The 16434-nt window shown below is 72.0% G+C and carries 20 protein-coding genes; 13 read left to right on the forward strand and 7 right to left on the reverse strand.

Features of this window, described 5'->3' with window-relative positions; genetic code table 11:
* Positions 1-5: 5 nt before the first annotated feature.
* A complete protein-coding gene (locus RMN98_RS04245) occupies positions 6-1397 on the reverse strand; it encodes a serine/threonine-protein kinase (protein ID WP_309647553.1) in 1392 nt (463 codons plus the stop codon).
* A gap of 181 nt (positions 1398-1578) precedes the next feature.
* On the opposite strand from RMN98_RS04245, the gene RMN98_RS04250 reads away from it, so the two are divergent.
* From RMN98_RS04250 to RMN98_RS04260, 3 genes are all read left to right on the forward strand, one after another.
* A complete protein-coding gene (locus tag RMN98_RS04250; RefSeq protein WP_309647554.1) occupies positions 1579-3297 on the forward strand; it encodes a serine/threonine-protein kinase in 1719 nt (572 codons plus the stop codon).
* A 133-nt stretch (positions 3298-3430) separates the two neighbouring features.
* The gene (locus RMN98_RS04255) at positions 3431-3856 is read left to right on the forward strand and encodes an anti-sigma factor (protein WP_309647555.1); all 426 of its coding nucleotides are present in this window, start codon (positions 3431-3433) and stop codon (positions 3854-3856) included.
* A 1-nt stretch (position 3857) separates the two neighbouring features.
* The gene (locus RMN98_RS04260; RefSeq protein ID WP_309647556.1) at positions 3858-4676 is read left to right on the forward strand and encodes an RNA polymerase sigma factor SigF; all 819 of its coding nucleotides are present in this window, start codon (positions 3858-3860) and stop codon (positions 4674-4676) included.
* Positions 4677-4692: 16 nt separating this feature from the next.
* On the opposite strand, the gene RMN98_RS04265 is transcribed toward RMN98_RS04260, so the two are convergent.
* The gene (locus tag RMN98_RS04265) at positions 4693-5121 is read right to left on the reverse strand and encodes a hypothetical protein (protein WP_309647557.1); all 429 of its coding nucleotides are present in this window, start codon (positions 5119-5121) and stop codon (positions 4693-4695) included.
* A 203-nt stretch (positions 5122-5324) separates the two neighbouring features.
* On the opposite strand from RMN98_RS04265, the gene RMN98_RS04270 reads away from it, so the two are divergent.
* Positions 5325-5576, forward strand: a complete 252-nt coding sequence (locus tag RMN98_RS04270; RefSeq protein WP_091111408.1) for a WhiB family transcriptional regulator — start codon at positions 5325-5327, stop codon at positions 5574-5576.
* Positions 5577-5579: 3 nt separating this feature from the next.
* On the opposite strand, the gene RMN98_RS04275 is transcribed toward RMN98_RS04270, so the two are convergent.
* Positions 5580-7055, reverse strand: coding sequence for a histidine kinase N-terminal domain-containing protein (locus tag RMN98_RS04275; RefSeq protein ID WP_309647558.1), 1476 nt, complete (start codon positions 7053-7055; stop codon positions 5580-5582).
* A gap of 58 nt (positions 7056-7113) precedes the next feature.
* On the opposite strand from RMN98_RS04275, the gene RMN98_RS04280 reads away from it, so the two are divergent.
* From RMN98_RS04280 to RMN98_RS04305, 7 genes are all read left to right on the forward strand, one after another.
* Positions 7114-7992 (forward strand): DUF2785 domain-containing protein, encoded by an 879-nt coding sequence (locus RMN98_RS04280; protein ID WP_309647559.1) that lies wholly within the window; start codon positions 7114-7116, stop codon positions 7990-7992.
* Between the two features lie 13 nt (positions 7993-8005).
* Entirely contained in the window at positions 8006-9676 is a 1671-nt protein-coding gene (locus RMN98_RS04285; protein WP_309647560.1) for an acetolactate synthase, read from the forward strand.
* Positions 9676-10179, forward strand: coding sequence for a GNAT family N-acetyltransferase (locus RMN98_RS04290; protein ID WP_309647561.1), 504 nt, complete (start codon positions 9676-9678; stop codon positions 10177-10179). The genes RMN98_RS04285 and RMN98_RS04290 overlap by 1 nt, the downstream gene beginning before the upstream one ends.
* Complete coding sequence (locus RMN98_RS04295) at positions 10179-10574, forward strand: thioesterase, FlK family (RefSeq protein ID WP_309647562.1); 396 nt, start codon at positions 10179-10181, stop codon at positions 10572-10574. Before RMN98_RS04290 ends, RMN98_RS04295 begins: the two co-directional genes overlap by 1 nt.
* 61 nt (positions 10575-10635) lie before the next feature.
* Positions 10636-10710 carry a 50S ribosomal protein bL37 gene (locus tag RMN98_RS21010; RefSeq protein ID WP_371863162.1) on the forward strand — a complete coding sequence of 25 codons (75 nt, stop codon included), beginning with the start codon at positions 10636-10638 and terminating at the stop codon, positions 10708-10710.
* A 103-nt stretch (positions 10711-10813) separates the two neighbouring features.
* On the forward strand, positions 10814-11269 hold the full coding sequence (locus tag RMN98_RS04300) for an NUDIX domain-containing protein (RefSeq protein ID WP_309647563.1): 456 nt from the start codon (positions 10814-10816) through the stop codon (positions 11267-11269).
* A 329-nt stretch (positions 11270-11598) separates the two neighbouring features.
* Positions 11599-12087 (forward strand): NUDIX hydrolase, encoded by a 489-nt coding sequence (locus RMN98_RS04305; protein WP_309647564.1) that lies wholly within the window; start codon positions 11599-11601, stop codon positions 12085-12087.
* Here RMN98_RS04305 and rsrA read toward each other — a convergent pair.
* The 4 genes from rsrA to RMN98_RS04325 form a co-directional block, all read right to left on the reverse strand.
* Entirely contained in the window at positions 12074-12358 is a 285-nt protein-coding gene (gene rsrA, locus RMN98_RS04310; protein ID WP_309647565.1) for a mycothiol system anti-sigma-R factor, read from the reverse strand. The genes RMN98_RS04305 and rsrA overlap by 14 nt on opposite strands.
* The gene (locus RMN98_RS04315; protein ID WP_309647566.1) at positions 12355-13017 is read right to left on the reverse strand and encodes a sigma-70 family RNA polymerase sigma factor; all 663 of its coding nucleotides are present in this window, start codon (positions 13015-13017) and stop codon (positions 12355-12357) included. The genes rsrA and RMN98_RS04315 overlap by 4 nt, the downstream gene beginning before the upstream one ends.
* 72 nt (positions 13018-13089) lie before the next feature.
* Entirely contained in the window at positions 13090-13737 is a 648-nt protein-coding gene (locus tag RMN98_RS04320) for an alpha/beta family hydrolase (RefSeq protein WP_309647567.1), read from the reverse strand.
* Complete coding sequence (locus tag RMN98_RS04325; RefSeq protein WP_309647568.1) at positions 13734-14498, reverse strand: SOS response-associated peptidase; 765 nt, start codon at positions 14496-14498, stop codon at positions 13734-13736. The genes RMN98_RS04320 and RMN98_RS04325 overlap by 4 nt, the downstream gene beginning before the upstream one ends.
* A 108-nt stretch (positions 14499-14606) precedes the next feature.
* Here RMN98_RS04325 and RMN98_RS04330 point away from each other — a divergent pair, with 108 nt between their 5' ends.
* Together RMN98_RS04330 and aroA are read left to right on the forward strand one after the other, a co-directional pair.
* On the forward strand, positions 14607-15137 hold the full coding sequence (locus RMN98_RS04330) for a DoxX family protein (RefSeq protein ID WP_309647569.1): 531 nt from the start codon (positions 14607-14609) through the stop codon (positions 15135-15137).
* 21 nt (positions 15138-15158) lie between these two features.
* Complete coding sequence (aroA, locus tag RMN98_RS04335) at positions 15159-16427, forward strand: 3-phosphoshikimate 1-carboxyvinyltransferase (protein WP_309647570.1); 1269 nt, start codon at positions 15159-15161, stop codon at positions 16425-16427.
* The last annotated feature ends 7 nt before the right edge of the window (positions 16428-16434 follow it).

Here is a 16434-nt window from a genome sequence, read left to right on the forward strand (position 1 = left end):
AGCCGTCACCGGGTCCGGCGACCGCGACAGGTGTAGCCCACCAGGGCGCTGTCGTGGACCGAGCCGGGGCGCAGCACCGTCAGCACCGCGGCCCCTTCCAGCGGACGAGACCCCCGCATGGTGAACTCCAGTCGTGCGGACACCCGCTCCTGTCCCGCCGCCACCTGCACGGTGCGCTCCGCGTTCGGCACACCGTCGGGTCGGGTCCACTGCAGGGTCAGCGTGCCCGCCTCTCCGTTCGTGCGCACCAGGCCGGTGAAGACGAACGCGGCGCGCGGGCAGGTCCCCTGCCGCGTCGAGGCCTCCACCTCCACCGAGGTCACCTCCAGCGGGGAGTCCCACGGCGAGACCAGGACGACGACGGCGACCAGGGCGGCGACGGCCGCGGCGGCGACGGCGGCGCCCAAGGCCCGCAGCCGCTCCTTGCTGGACCGCGACCTGGCCGACGACGCCCTCCGCGCAGGGGCCGGGTCGTCCCCTGCCCGCGTCGCGGGCTGAGCGACCGCCGCGACGGTCGGGTCGCTCCTGGCGGAGTCCGCTGCAGGCTCCCGCCAGGCAGCGGGCGGCCACGCATCAGCGGGGACCGCCGCCAACCGGTCGACGAGCGCGAGGGGGAGCAACCGCTGGCCCGGATCCTTGTCCAGCCCAGCCAGGAGGGCGTCGGCTGCAGCCGCCGGGATGCCGGGCAGGACGTCGCGCGGTGGCACCGGGGGGTGCTCCCAGTGAGCGATCACGAGAGCCACGGCATCACCGGCATCGAACGGCCGTCGACCGAGCAGCGTCTCGTAGGCCATCACGGCGAACGAGTAGGCGTCCGAAGCGGGACTCGGCTCCGCGATGCCCTGGCTCACCTCCGGAGGGAAGTACGCCGGTGTCCCCGACGGCGCCCCGCCGCCCGTGCGGAAGCCGGACGCGTCCGCGACGGCCCGGGCCAGACCGAAGTCGCCCAACCGTGCATGGCCGTCGGGCAGCACGAACACGTTGCCCGGCTTGACGTCGCGGTGCACGACCCCCTGCTCGGCCATGGCAGCGAGCGCCTCAGCGACGTCGCGCAGGACCACCATCGCCTGGTCGACCGGGAGCCGCTCGCCGTCGAGCAGGTCGAGGAGGTTGGCCCCGGGGACGTACTCCATGACGAGCAGCGCACCGCCGTCGCCGGTGATGAGGTCGTACACCTTCACCACCGACCGGCAGCGCGTGCTCGCCAGGATCCTGGCCTCACGGCGGAACCGCTCCAGGTTGTCGGTGTCGGCCAGGGCGTGGGGCAGGATCCGCTTGATCGCGACGAGCCGCCCGATCGCCGGCTGCCGGGCGAGGAACACCTCGCCGAACCCCCCGGCCCCGAGCCGTCGGACGAGCTCGTAGCCGGGCGGCAGGTCGAGCGCCGCATCTGCCATGGAGCGCAGTATCGAGCAGCCCTCGCTGGTTGGCCAGACGCCCCATTTTGGGTGGTGCTGACCGGGGACGTCCAGGCGTAGCGTCGACGGGGCATCCTCCTCCCGCCTCGGGGGGCAGCACGACGGCGGACGGTCGCTGCATCCGCACGTGCCCACTCTCGGGGTAGCCCAGGGAGTCAGCATGGAGAAGTTCGGTGCCTACGAGGTCGTCGCAGTGGCCGGCTCGGGAGTCTTGGGCAGCGTCTACCGCGCCCGTCACACGGAGCTCGGTCGCGAGGCGGCCATCAAGGAGCTGTCGGCAGCGGTGCGCGGCGCTCCCGGCCAGGCTGCGCGGCTCCGCGCGGAGGCGCACACACTGGCCGCACTGTCGCACCCCAACATCGTGGAGCTCTACGACTACGTCGAGGAGCCCGGTCGAGCCTGGTTGGCCGAGCAGTGGGTCGACGGCACGACCCTCGAGGAGATCCTGGCGGAGCACGGTCGCCTGCGCGCAGAGCAGGCGGTCGGCGTGATGCGCGGTGCGCTGCTCGGCCTGGCCCACGCCCACGAGCACGGCGTCCTGCACCGCGACATCTCGGCGACCAACATCCTCGTCGACCGGGCCGGGACCTCCATGCTCCTGGACTTCGGTCTCGCCGCGCCGGCCACGACCGGGGTCCCCGACGGGAGCGCGGGGACCGAGACCGTCGTGGGCACCCTGGCGCCCACGGGGTCGACCGCGCCCATGGTCCTCGGCACCCCCGCCTACCTGTCGCCCGAGGCAGCACGCGGGACGGCGCTGTCGACCAGGAGCGACGTCTACTCGGCCGCTGCGCTGCTCCACCACCTGCTCGCCGGAGCACCACTCTTCTCCGGCTCCTCGCTGGACATGGTGCGTCAGCACCTCGAGGCGCCGGCACCCCACCTCACGAGCGAGGGGGCCGAGATGGAGCAGCTGCTCGTCGACGCCCTCTCGAAGGATCCCTCCGACCGGCCCGCTGACGCCTCCGCCCTGCTGCACCGGCTCGAGCAGGCCGCCGAACGTCGCTACGGCTCCGGCTGGCTGGGTCGCGCCTCGATCGCCGGCCTGGTCGGAGGCACCGGCACGGCCTTGGGCATGGTCACGGTCCTGGGCAGCACCGGCACCGGGGTGCGTGCGGCGGAGCAGGTCCTCGACACCGCCGTCGGCGGCCAGGTGGCTCGCCAGGTCGCCTCGTCCGCCGGCCGGAGCACACGCAAGCTCGCGATGACGCTCGGCGCGACGGCGGCCGCCTTCGTCGTCGTGGCGGTGACGACCGTCGTGCTGACCAACGGTGACGGCGAGACCGCTGTGAGCGCGGACATCAGCCAGGTGAACGACGTCTCATCGCGTGAACCGGAGCCCAGCGAGCCGGTCGAGCCCCCGCCCGACCCGGTCGTCACCTCGGTGCCCGATGGCAGGTACCGGCTGGTCGTGACCGTGTCGAAGACCGACAACCCCGGCTACGGCAAGGTCGGCCAGGTGGCGGCCCGGGTGACCTGGACGCTGCGACCGTCCTGCCCTGATGCCGCGTCCTGCTCAGGCGCCATCAAGTCCAGCAGCGGCAACAGGTTCGACTACGCGTGGAACGGGTCGGTGCTCCGGGTGTCGGCACCCGAGCCTCGGGTCGAGGAGGGGCTCTGCTTCGACTCGGAGACCGGTGAGGATGTGCCGGGCACGCACTTCAAGACGACCAGCACGACGAGTCGGATCGTGCTGCGCGCCGTCGGCTCGGCCCGCGAGGGGCAGGTCCCGCGTCGCTTCGTCGGCGACGCCAGGGAGCACGCGGTGGTCAGCGAGCTCCGTGGCGACTGCACCAACAGCTACGCGGACACCGGGGCGCCGGACCCGACTGTCACCCTCCGCTACGTGGCGACGCTCCAGGGCACGTCCACGCGCTGACGTCTGCGTTTGTCCGGACCGGTCACGGGGTACAGCCCCGTCGTCCCTCCGCTGTCTCCTCCGTCCTCCCCTGCGACGACGGCGGCGGGCAGTAGGGTCAGCCGACCGCTTCGCACCAACGAAGGACGTAGACATGTCTGTGACGGGCACCGCTCACCCGGGCGGCCACCAGAGCGATCGAGCCGACGTCGAGCTGCGCCTCCCCGCCGACAGCGCCTACGCCTCGGTGCTGCGCACGACCGCGGCCGGCCTCGCGGCACGGTTGGACTTCACCATCGACGACATCGAGGACCTGCGCATCGCGGTGGGCGAGGCCAACGCGATGGTGCTGCCGGAGGCAGACCCCGGCTCGGACCTCAACTGCCGCTTCTACCTCGCGCCCGGCACGCTCACGATCGCGGTGAGCGTGACCTCGCTCGGTGCGGCCGCACCCGATCGAGACAGCTTCGCCTGGCAGGTGCTGACCACGCTGGCCACCAGCGCGACGGCCGAGTCGGTCGACGACCAGTTCGTGGTGACGATGACGATGCACTCCTCCATCGCCGGAGTCGGCCTCTGACATGGACCGTCACCCCTCCCGGGACGACCTCCCGGACGACGAGGCGCAGCTGACCGGGGTCGAGCTGACCCGCAAGCGCAGTGCCGCTCTCTTCGTCGTCTTCCACGACGAGGACGAGTCGCAGGCAACACGCGACGGCGCGCGTGACGGGCTGGTGCACCTGCACCTGCCGCTCGTCGAGCACTGCGCGCGACGCTTCCGCAACCGCGGGGAGCCCTTCGAGGACCTCGTCCAGGTCGGCACCATCGGTCTCATCAAGTCGATCGACCGCTTCGACTCCTTCCGCGGCGTGGAGTTCTCGACCTATGCCACCCCCACCATCATCGGCGAGATCAAGCGCTACTTCCGCGACAAGGGCTGGGCCATCCGCGTCCCGCGGCGACTCCAGGAGCTGCGGATGCAGATCGGCGCCGCCACCGCCGAGCTCACCCAGTCCCTCGGACGCTCCCCCACGGTCCGCGAGCTCGCCGAGAACATCGGGTGCAGCGTCGAGGAGATCGTCGAGGGGATCGAGTCCAGCAACGCCTACTCCACGCTCTCCCTCGATGCCTCCGACGACTCCGACGACTCGGCCGCGTCCATGCTCGACGCCATCGGCGTCGACGACGCCGGGCTCGAGCACGTCGAGATCCGCGAGTCGATCAAGCCGTTGCTCGACCGTCTGGAGCCGCGCGAGAAGAAGATCCTGCTGCTGCGCTTCTTCAAGAACATGACGCAATCGCAGATCGCGGAGGAGATCGGGGTGTCCCAGATGCACGTCTCACGCCTGCTGACGCGCACGCTCGAGCAGCTGCGCACGTCGCTGGAGCAGCAGGACTGACCTCCGCTGCCCCCGGTCACTCCCCGGTGGTGCCGCGCTCCCCGGTCGGGTCGTCGGCGAGCACGTCGGTCGTGGCCGGGTGGATCATCCCGGCGATCACGACGAGTGCTGTCACGGCCATCAGGCCGGCGACCGGCCAGAACTCGCGCAGGTTCCATGCCAGCCCCAGCTGGATGAGCTGGGTCAGCAGCACCGGACCCCGCGCCCAGCCCTGTTGACGGGTGAGGGCGACGGCGCAGCCGACCAGGGCGAGGCCGTAGACCCCGAAGAAGACACTGGTCGTGACGCCCAGCGACATGCGCTGCGAGGACAGGTGGGCGAGCTCCAGCACGGCGAGCAGCACCAGGAGCCCACCCTGGACGGCAGCCAACGACGCCGCCACGGTCAGGGGGGGCGGGTTGCCGGGCCGCTGGTGGGGACCCTCGTGGGGAGCAGGTGTCGACACCCTGGCAGCGTACGGGGCATCCCTGGGCTGTGCCTCTGACATTGCTGTGATCCAACGAACCACCCGAAAGGCTTGATCCGGGAAGCAAATGTTGCCAGTCTGTTCGTGCGCTCGTGATCACGTTCACTACTGCACCCATCCGCGCGCCCGCAGGCCTGAGAACCCCTGCCTGCACTCAATGCGAAAGAGAGATCCACCACCCCATGGATTGGCGTCACCGTTCCGCGTGCCTCGATGAGGATCCGGAGCTGTTCTTTCCGATCGGCAACACCGGTCCGGCCATCCTCCAGATCGAGGAGGCCAAGCAGGTCTGCCGACGCTGCGACGTGCGCGAGCTCTGTCTCTCGTGGGCGATCGAGGCCGGGCAGGACCACGGTGTGTGGGGCGGGCTCAGCGAGGACGAGCGCCGCGCGCTCAAGCGTCGCAACGCCCGGTCGCGCGTCCGCACCGCCTGAGCGTCACTCCAGGGGTACGTCGATCCCTGCCCGGGTGCCGGCGCCGGCGGAGCGCGGCCCCACCGTGAGCTGACCGCCCAGCTCCGACTCCACGAGCGTTCGCACGATCGACAGACCCAGGTTCGTCGACCGGTCGAGGTCGAAGCCCTCGGGCAGACCCCGGCCGTCGTCGTCCACGACCATGGTCAGCCGCCCGACCAGGCGCTGCACCGTGACCGTGATCAGGCCGCTGGTCGCCGCATCCTCGGCGTCGTAGCCGTGCTCGACGGCGTTCTGGAGGACCTCGGTGAGCACCATGGCCAGGGCCGTGGCGGACTCGGACGGCAGCACCCCGAACGACCCTTCACGGCGAACGCGGACCCGGCCACCGGACGAGCCGACGTCGGTCACCATGCTGCCCAGGCGGTCGGCGATCTCGTCGAACGCCACGGTCTCCTCGACGGCCTGGCTCAGCGTCTCGTGCACGATCGCGATCGACCCGACCCGGCGTACGGCCTCCTCGAGGGCCAGCTTGGCCTCCTCGGAGTCGATCCGCCGCGCCTGGAGCCGCAGGAGCGCCGCGACGGTCTGCAGGTTGTTCTTCACGCGGTGGTGGATCTCGCGGATGGTGGCGTCCTTGGTGATCAGCTCGCGATCGCGACGGCGCAGGTCGGTGACGTCGCGGACCAGGATCACGCCGCCGATGTGCTCCCCCTGGGGTCGCAGCGGGATGGCGCGCACGATCAGGGAGACCTGGTCGCTGCCGATCTCGGTGTCGCGGTGCGCGCGACCGCCGAGCACCGCGCTGAGCGTCTCCTCGTCGGGGCGACGTCGGGGCGGCACCAGCTGGCGGGTGAGGTCGGCCAGGCTCAGGCCGGAGAGGTCGCCCGACAGCCCCAGCCGGCGATAGACCGACAGCGCGTTGGGGCTGGCATAGACGACCATCCCCGCGGCGTCCACCCGGAGGAACCCGTCGCCGACCCGCGGTGAGTCCGCATGGTCGCTGCGCTGGCCGACCTCGGGGAAGAACCCGCCGGAGATCATCTGGGTGAGGTCGGCAGCCGTCTGGAGGTAGGACAGCTCCAGACGGCTCGGGGTGCGTACGCCGAGCAGGTTGGTGTTGCGGGCGATCACCGCGATCACGCGGCCAGAGCGTCGCACGGGGATGGCCTCGACCCGCACCGGCACGTCATCGCGCCACTCGGGGTCACCCTCCCGCACCAGCCGGCCGTGAGCCCACGCCTCGTCGAGCATCGGCCGGCGCCCCACGGGGACGAACGTGCCGACGATGTCATCGATGTAGGCCGTGGGGCCGGTCGTCGGGCGCATCTGGGCCGCCGCCCAGAAGCCGTGACCGCGCTCGTCGGGCAGCCACAGCACCAGGTCGGCGAAGGAGAGGTCGGCGATGATCTGCCAGTCGGCCATGATCAGCTGCAGCCAGGCCACGTCCTCCTCGCCGAGGTCGGTGTGGCTGCGCACGAGCTCGATCATCGAAGGCACACCCCTGAGCGTAGGTGTTCACGACCCCGACATCCCCGCGGTCGCGACCTTTGGCAGGATGGTCGACATGTCGGCGGCGTACTGGAAGCAGGTTCACGACGACGACTTCGCCGTCCCCACCGACCGGTCGCTCTCGGACCTCACCGCGGAGCTGACCCGACTGCTCGGTGACGCCGACCCCGACCTGCGTGACGGCCTGGCACTGCCGGCCCTGGCGACCTGGGTGGAGCGGGGCGTCTACGACGACCTGCTGCCCGGCCTCGGGGACGGCATGGCCGCCGGCCTGCGGGTCGGTCTCGGGGAGACCGGCACCGACTCGGTCTTCCGCCGCAGCTTCTCCGTGCTGGTCCTCGCCTGCTGCATCGAGCGCGACAACGACCGGCCGCTGGTTCCGGGCGGCAAGGTGCTCGAGTGGGGCGACCGGATCGCGACCTGGATGCTCACCGAGCAGGACCTGCGCGGCTACGTCCCCGGCAGGGGCTGGGCGCACGCCGTGGCCCACGGCGCCGACGCCCTGGGCGCCCTCGCCTCCTCGCCCCACGTCGGGGTCGGCGAGCTGACCGTACTGCTCGACGTCATCGCCGAGCGGCTCGTCGCGCCGGTGGACGGGCTCTTCAGCGCCGGTGAGCCCGACCGGCTGGCGCTGGCAGCCATGAGCGTCCTGCGACGCAACCACGTGCCCCTCGACCTGATCGAGATCTGGGTCGACACGATCGCCGCGGCCGCCCGCCACCCGCACGACGGCACCGACCGGGACCCCTACCTGCGCGCCGGCAACGCCGAGGCGTTCCTGAGGGCGCTCTACCTCCAGCTCGCGCTCGGGCAGCGACCACCCGCCGTCCGCGCGGACCTGCTGCTGCTGCTCGTGGAGGCCCTGCGCTCGACCAACCCGCACTACATCGGAGCCAGGGTGGCTGCTCCGGCCGGGGAGTCCTGAGTAGCCTGCGGGCATGACTCAGGAAGAGACCACCGACGCCGTCCTCGAGGGACACTCCGGCGAGCTCGCCGTGGCCGTCGCCCGCGCCTACGGCGTGGAGACCATGTTCACGCTGTCGGGGGCCCACGTGTTCCCGATGTACGACGGGGCCGTCAAGGCCGATCCGCCCATGCGCCTGCTCGACGTGCGCCACGAGCAGACCGCCGCCTTCGCGGCGGAGGCCACGGGCAAGCTGACCCGCGTGCCCGGCCTCGCGGTGCTGACCGCCGGACCCGGCGTGACCAACGGCGTGAGCGCGATCGCGCAGGCACAGTTCGCCGGCTCCCCGATGGTGGTCGTCGGTGGTCGCGCCCCCGCCAACCGCTGGGGCAGCGGCAGCCTCCAGGAGCTCGACCAGCCGCCCATCGTCGCCTCGGTGTCCAAGCTGGCGACCACGCTCCACACCGCCGGCGACATCCTCGGAGGGATGGACCAGGCCTTCGCTGCCGCAGGCTCCTCGCACCGTGGGCCGGTCTTCGTGGACGTCCCGATGGACGAGTTCTTCAACGCCTCCTCCGGCCCGGCCCCGGTGCGCTCCTCCGCCCGGGGGGCCGAGCCGGACGGCGACGCCGTCGCGACGATCGCCGGGCTGCTGTCCGCGGCCACGCGCCCGGTCCTGATCCTCGGCACCGACGTCTGGGCCGACGGCGCCGAGGTGGCCGCGCTACGCTTCGTCGAGGCGATCGGCATCCCCACGATCACCAATGGCATGGGCCGCGGCGTCATCCCCGGCGGTCACGCCCTGTTGGCGACCAAGGCCCGCGGCCAGGCGCTGGGCGGCGCCGACCTCGTCGTCGTGGTCGGCACCCCGCTCGACTTCCGTCTCGGCTACGGCATCTTCGGCGGCAAGGACGGCGCGACGCCCGCTCAGGTCGTGCACGTCGCGGACTCCCCCGGCCAGGTCTCCGGTCACGCCACCTTGGCGGCGTCGGTCTCCGGCGACCTCACGTCGATCCTCGACGGACTCCAGGCTGCGTTGGAGCGCGGGGCCAAGCCCGACTGGAGCTCCTGGGTCTCCTCGCTGCAGGACACCGTCGCCGCCACCACGGCTCGCGACCTCGAGCTGCTGCGCGCCGAGGCCGACCCGATCCACCCGGCCCGCATCTACGGCGAGCTGGTCCCCCGGCTGGCCGAGGACGCGGTCGTCATCGGCGACGGCGGCGACTTCGTGTCCTTCGCCGGCAAGTTCGTCGAGCCGAAACGCCCCGGTGGCTGGCTCGACCCCGGCCCCTACGGCTGCCTCGGCGCCGGCCTGGGCGCGGCCATCGCGGCCCGCCTGGCGCGGCCGTCCTCGCAGGTGGTGCTGCTGCTCGGGGACGGCGCGGCCGGCTTCTCCCTGATGGACGTCGACACGCTGGTGCGCCACAACCTGCCGGTCGTGATGATCATGGGCAACAACTCCGCCTGGGGCCTGGAGAAGGGCCCCATGCAGATGCTCTACGGCTACGACGGGGTCGCGGACCTCGCCCCCCGCACGGCCTACCACGAGGTCGTCAAGGCGCTCGGCGGGGCCGGCGAGATCGTCACCGACCCCCGCCAGATCGGGGCGGCGATCGACCGCGCCTTCGCGTCCGACGTCCCCTACCTGGTCAACGTCATCACCGACGTGGACGCGGCCTACCCGCGTGCCACCTTCGGCATCTGATGCGGCTGCGCCTCGCGACGCCCGACGACCACGAGGTCGTCGGGCGCGCCACGGTGGCCGCCTACGCCCCCTTCCTCGGCGGCGACCGGCCCGACACGGGCTACGTCGAGCACCTGCGCGACGCCGCGCGTCGGGCCGAGGAGGCCGAGCTGTGGGTGGCCTGCTCCGAGGCGGGCGACGTGCTGGGCTCGGTCACGATCTGCCCCGAGGGCTCACCGTGGCGCGAGCTGGCCCGACCGGGCGAGGGCGAGTTCCGGATGCTCGCCGTCGACCCGGCGGCCCAGGGGCAGGGAGTCGGGCGGGCGCTCGTGGAGCATGCCCTGGCCCACTTCCGCTCGGGTGGCGCCACTGGCGTGGTGCTGTGCAGCATGGCCGAGATGACCGCGGCCCACGCGCTCTACGGGCGACTGGGGTTCGTGCGTGACCCGGCGCTCGACTGGTCACCCGCGCCCGGCGTCGCGCTGCTGTCCTTCCGTCTCACCTTCGCCATGCAGGAGTCCTGATGACCGATCCCGCCACGGCCACCCTCACCTTCGTCGTCGGCGAGGCCGACACCGCGCTCGCCGTGGGGTCGGGCTCGCTGCCCGTCCTGGGCACCCCGCGCCTCCTGGCCTGGCTGGAGGCGGCGACCTGTGCGGCGATCGAGTCTGCGCTCCCCGAGGGTTCGACCAGCGTCGGCACGCGCATGACGCTGGAGCACCTCGTCGCGAGCCCCGTGGGCCAGGAGGTGGAGGTGACCGCCTCGTCGTCGTACGTCGACGGACGGCTGCACCGTTTCACCGTGGCCGCGCGGCACGTGAGCGGCGGTGCCGCGGGGAAGGTCGTCGGCACCGGTGAGGTGACGCGGGTCGTGGTCGACGCCGAGAGGTTCCTGGGGCGGATTTCGCCTCCGTCGTGAAGTTTGGGAGACTGTGGTCTGAATGGCCCTCGATGGGTCGCTGAGATTCCAGGAGGACACCATGGGCAAGACCGGACGCAAGCGCCGCGCTCGCAAGAAGAAGGCCGCCAACCACGGCAAGCGCCCCAACGCCTGAGCACACGCTCGGCAGTTGATGCACTGGACCCCCGCCCCTCAGGGCCGGGGGTTCGTTGCATTGAGGGGTGCGGGTCGCCGCGGGTGTGGGGCAGGCTGACCCGGTGACGTCCTCCCCGCTGCCGGTCCTCGTCGCCGCCGGTGTGCTCGTGCGCCGCGACGACCTCCTGCTGCTGCAGCGCCGGGGTGACGACGGCACCTGGGGTGTCCCCGGCGGCGCGCTGGAGCCCGGCGAGACCCTGGAGCAGACGGCGCGACGCGAGCTGCTCGAGGAGACCGGGCTCACGGCCGGTGGCCTGACCCTGCTGGACACCTACTCCGGGCCGGAGTTCCGGGTGCGCTACCCGGACGGTTTCGAGGCCTACGTCGTCGGCGCGACCTTCGAGACCACCGAGGTCACCGGAACGCTGGTGGTCGACGGCGAGGAGACCCTGGAGCTCGGGTGGTTCCCCGTCTCATCACTGCCGGTGACCACGAGCGCCTACACGCGCGCGCTGCTGGCGCGGGTCGGCATCAGCTCGCCGCCGGTGACCTCCGAGGGGCCGGGTCCCGTCGAGTGACTCACTCGATGCTCACCCGAGACGTCGCGGCCGCCGCAGCAGCTCGCCGGCGCAGGTGGGGCGGATCTCCAGCACCGTCCCAGGGTGGCGCCGTCGACGACCTGTCACCAGCAGGATCGCTGCTCTCCGCCCGCGAGATCCGGCCCAGTTGCCGGCGGGCGCGCCACGGCGCCGCGCTCGGGTCGTGTGCCGCACGACGCGCCAGGCCGCCGTCTCCGACACACGACCCCGGGAGGGCCTAGGACCCATAGGAGCGACGCGCCAGTCGTGTGCCGCACGACGCGCCAGGCCGCCGTCTCCGGCACACGACCCCCGGCTAGCGTGCACCCATGCCCCAGCCCGTACGACGGTTCGCCGGCGTCGTCGCGCGCCACGGGGGTCGCGTGGCGCTCGTCCTGGAGCACCAGTCGCGGTGGGAGCGGGCGCACTGGACGGTCCCCAGCGGAGAGGTCGAGCCCCACGAGACTCCTGAGCAGGGCGCGGCTCGTGAGCTGGCCGAGGAGACCGGTCTGGTGGTGGCTCACGACGAGCTCCGGCTGGTCAGCACCTCGGAGACGTCGAGCACCAGCTGGGTGTCCCGGGCGTGGAACTTCACCGCCGAGGTCGAGGACCCCAGGCTGTGCGTCGACGACCCGGACCGCCAGGTGCACGAGGCGCGCTGGTTCACGCCCCACGAGGCGATCACCCTGCTCGCGTCACTGCCCTACGCGCCGATGGCCGAGCCGATCCTGGCCCACCTGCGTTGGGGAGCACGACACGGTGCGGCACTGGGCCTACGCGCTCTGACCGGGACGGTTGCTGCGATCAGCTCTCGGTGATCTGGACCTGCACGGCTCGCAGCTTGAAGAGCACCCGCTCACGCAGGTCGCTCGGCGCGGTCTCCGAGCACGAGCGCGCGACGACGGACTTCACCGTGCGCTGCAGGTCGTACTTGACCAGGCAGGGGTTGCAGGTGTCGAGGTGGAGCTGCACGGCGGCACAGTCGGCCTCGTCGAGCTCGTTGTCGATGAAGTAGACGATGCGCTCGAGGTAGTCGACGCACTCCTCCTTCGACATCTCGCCGTGGGTGTGGTCCTGGCCGTGGCTCATGACGCGCCTCCCTCGGTGCCGACCCGGAGCAGGTCGTTGCTGCGGACGTAGTCGGAGAGCATGTCGCGCAGCTGGCGGCGACCGCGGTGCAGCCGCGACATCACCGTGCCGATGGGGGTGTCCATGATCTCGGCGATCTCCTTGTAGGCGAAGCCCTCGACGTCGGCGAGGTAGACCGCGAGGCGGAACTCCTCGGGCAGGCGCTGGAGCGCGTCCTTGACCTGCGAGTCGGGCAGGTGCTCGAGCGCCTCCATCTCGGCGGACTTCAGCCCGGTCGAGGTGTGCGACTCGGCACGCGCCAGCTGCCAGTCCTCGACGTCCTCGGACATCGACTGCTGCGGCTGGCGCTGCTTCTTGCGGTAGGTGTTGATGAACGTGTTGGTGAGGATCCGGTAGAGCCACGCCTTGAGGTTGGTGCCGGGGCGGAACTGGTGGAACGAGGAGTAGGCCTTGGCGAACGTCTCCTGCACCAGGTCCTCGGCGTCGGCGGGGTTGCGGGTCATCCGCATCGCGGCCGAGTAGAGCTGGTCGAGGAAGGGCAGGGCGTCCCGCTCGAAGCGCGCGCCGCGGTCGGCCTCGGTCTCCGTGGCCACGTCGATGTCGAGGTCCGGGTGCGGGGCTGCGAGGTCGACGTCAGGGTCGACAGGAGTGTCAGTCATCGCCCCCCAGCCTAGCGGGGACGTGACCACGGGCGGTCGTTCCAGCAAGTCCATCACGTCAGGCAGAACACGTCATCGCGCAGATGAATTCCCGGTGACCTCTCGCACGATCCACTCCAGCGTCGCCTCGACGACGATCCCCATCGCCTCCTCCTGGCTGATCTCGGCCCGAGCGAGGACCTTCAGGCCGTGGTCAGCGGCCGGCACCACGCAGAGCTCCGTGCTGCTCGGGAACTCGTCAGGACCGCCCATCGCGTCCCGCTCCCCCTGGATCACGAGGGTCGGCAGCCGCGAGGCACGCAGCTCCTCGACGCGGCTCTTCTCGGGACGTCCCGGCGGGTGCAGGGGGAAGGACAGGGCCAGGCAGCCGACGGCGCCCAGCAGGTGCGCCGTGCGTACGGCGGAGCGCGCGCCGGCCGAGCGCCCACCGACGACCAGGGGCACCCGTCCGCGCAGGTTGTCGGCCGCCGATCGCAGGCCGGCGTCGAGCGTGGCCGGTGGCGTGGCGATCTTGCGACCGGCCCGACGCCAGGGCTGCTCGAAGCGGACGACCGTGATGCCGTGACGCGGCAGGTGTCGCGCCAGCGCCTCGAGGTCTCGCGACTCGATGCCACCACCGGCACCGTGGCTCACCAGCAGCGTGGCCAGCGTGTGGCGAGCCCGGTCCGTGACCAGCCTCCCCTCGCCGTGGGGGGTGGGGATGATCCGCTCGGTGCTCACCCGAGGACCTCGCCGTCCACCTCGTCGAGCGGCAGGGGTTCGATCAGCTCGGGGCCGTTGTTGCGGACGTTGGAGACGAGCGTGGACACGGGGTAGGCCTCCAGGTTGCCGGGTGCTGCGGGGACGAGCAGGTCGAGCAGCGAGCCCTGCGGCGCGGTCGGGTCGAGCCAGGCCGACCACCGGTCCGGCTCGACCATCAGCGGCATCCGGTCGTGGATGTGGCCCACCGCGTCCTCGGCCTGTGTCGTGAGGACCGTGCACGTCCACCGGAAGCGCTCGGGGTCGTCGTCCGCGCGGGTCGGGTCGCGCCAGATCTCGTAGAGACCCGCCATGGCCAGCGTCGCGTGGTCCTGCGGCCGGATGAAGAAGGGCTGCTTGCGCGGCTTGCCGGCCTTGGTCAGCTGCGAGGTGGGGTACCACTCGAAGTAGCCGTCGGCCGGGAGCAGGCACCGGCGCTTGGCGAACGCCCGCTTGTAGGCCGGTTTCTCGGCCACCGTCTCCATGCGCGCGTTGATCATCTTGTTGCCGATGGACGGGTCCTTGGCCCAGGAGGGCACCAGCCCCCAGCGCAGCACCCGCAGCTGACGCTCCGGGGGCTCCTCGCTCTGCTTCGACGGAGGTCGCTCCAGCACGGCGTAGACCTCCTTGGTCGGAGCCACGTTGAAGTCCGGCGCCAGCGGGGTGTCGACCCGGCTCTGGGCGATCTCGAACTCCTCGACCAGGTCCTCAGGTCGGCGGCTGGAGGCGTAGCGACCACACATGCCAGCAATCTAGTGCCCCTGACGCCCCCTGCGCCGCGCCTGGTCGGCCGTCGTGGTCTCACCCCCTCAGGTGGGTGTGGGTGCCGGGACGTCGGGTAGGAATGAGGCATGACCGTCAGCCGACTCATCGCCCGTCCCATGCTCGCCTCGATCTTCGTCGTCGGAGGCGTCGCCGCGCTCCGCAACGCTCCGGCCCTGGCCTCGAAGGCCGCGCCGGTCACCGACAAGATTGTGCCGGCGGCCAAGAAGGCGGCGCCGTCGCTGCCGCTGACCGAGGACCCCGCCACCCTGGTGCGCATCAACGCGGTCGCCCAGATCGTCGCCGCCGGCGCCCTCGCGACCGGCCGGGCGCCGCGTCTCTCCGCCGCGGTCCTGGCAGCCTCGCTGGTGCCCACCACCGTCGCCGGCCACCGCTTCTGGGAGGTCGACGACGCCCAGACCAAGAGCCAGCAGCAGCTGCACTTCTTCAAGAACGTCTCGATCGTGGGCGGGCTCGTGATCGCCGCCGGCGACACCGACGGCAAGCCGGGCGTGGCCTGGCGGGCACGGCGGGCCGCCAAGGACGCCCGGCGTGAGGCCAAGCACCTGGCCGGCTCTGCGCGCCGCGAGGCCAAGCTGGCGAAGGCGCAGCTCTCCTGAGCACGCCCTAGAGTTCGGGCTGTGACCGTCGCCGACCCGTGGCCCGCCCCGCGCTGCACCGAGCCCGTGGAGGCCGTCGTCTCCCTGCCCGGCAGCAAGTCGCTCACCAACCGTGCGCTCGTCCTGGCATCGATCGCCGACCGGCCCTCCGTCGTACGCCGTGCCCTGCGGTCGCGGGACACCTCGCTCATGGCGTCGGCCCTGACCGCCCTGGGGTCGTCGGTCGACACCTCGACCGACGACTGGGTGGTCACGCCGGGCCCCTTCACCCGTGACGCGGCCGTCGACTGCGGGCTCGCGGGCACCGTCATGCGCTTCGTGCCTCCCGTGGCGGGGCTCGCCAACGGCAGGGTGAGCTTCGACGGCGACCCCCACATGCGCAGGCGGCCGGTCGGCGAGGTCCTCAACGCCCTCACCACGCTGGGCATCCGCGTCGAGGACGAGGGTCGTGGAGCGCTGCCCTTCGCCCTCCACGGCGACGGCCACGTCAAGGGCGGGACCGTGGTGGTCGACGCCTCCGCCTCGTCCCAGTTCATCTCGGCACTGCTGCTCGCGGGCGCACGCTACGAGCACGGCGTCGACGTCCGCCACGACGGCAAGCCGGTGCCGTCCCTGCCCCACATCGACATGACGGTCGCGATGCTGCGCCAGCACGGCGTGGAGGTCGACGACAGCGACGCCGACCGCTGGACGGTGGCCCCGGGCCCGGTCCACGGCGTCGACCACCTGATCGAGCCCGACCTGTCCAACGCCGCGCCGTTCCTGGGGCTGGCCGCACTGTCGGGGGGCTCGGTGACGGTGCGCGACTGGCCCCGCGAGACCACCCAGGCCGGGGACGCGCTGCGCGAGATCCTCACGCTCATGGGCTGCACGGTCGACTTCGTCCCCGACGGCCTGCGGGTCACCGGTCCGACCGAGCTCCAGGGCATCGACCACGACCTCCACGACGTCGGTGAGCTGGCCCCGGCGGTCGCCGCCCTGTGCGCCCTGGCGACCACGCCGTCGCACCTGCGCGGCATCGCGCACATCCGCGGCCACGAGACCGACCGGCTCGCCGCGCTCGCCGCCGAGCTCAACGCCCTCGGCGCCGACGTCACCGAGCACCCCGACGGCCTGTCGATCACTCCGGCGCCCCTCCACGGCGGGGTGTTCCACACCTACGCCGACCACCGCATGGCCCACGCCGGCGTGCTAGTCGCGGCCGCGGTCGACGGAGTCCTGGTCGAGGACGTCGCGACCACGAGCAAGACCTTCCCGGACTTCGCCGACTTCTGGGCGAGCCTGCTGTGAGCGGCCT

The organism is Nocardioides sp., from assembly GCF_031397825.1.
Lineage (GTDB): Bacteria > Actinomycetota > Actinomycetes > Propionibacteriales > Nocardioidaceae > Nocardioides.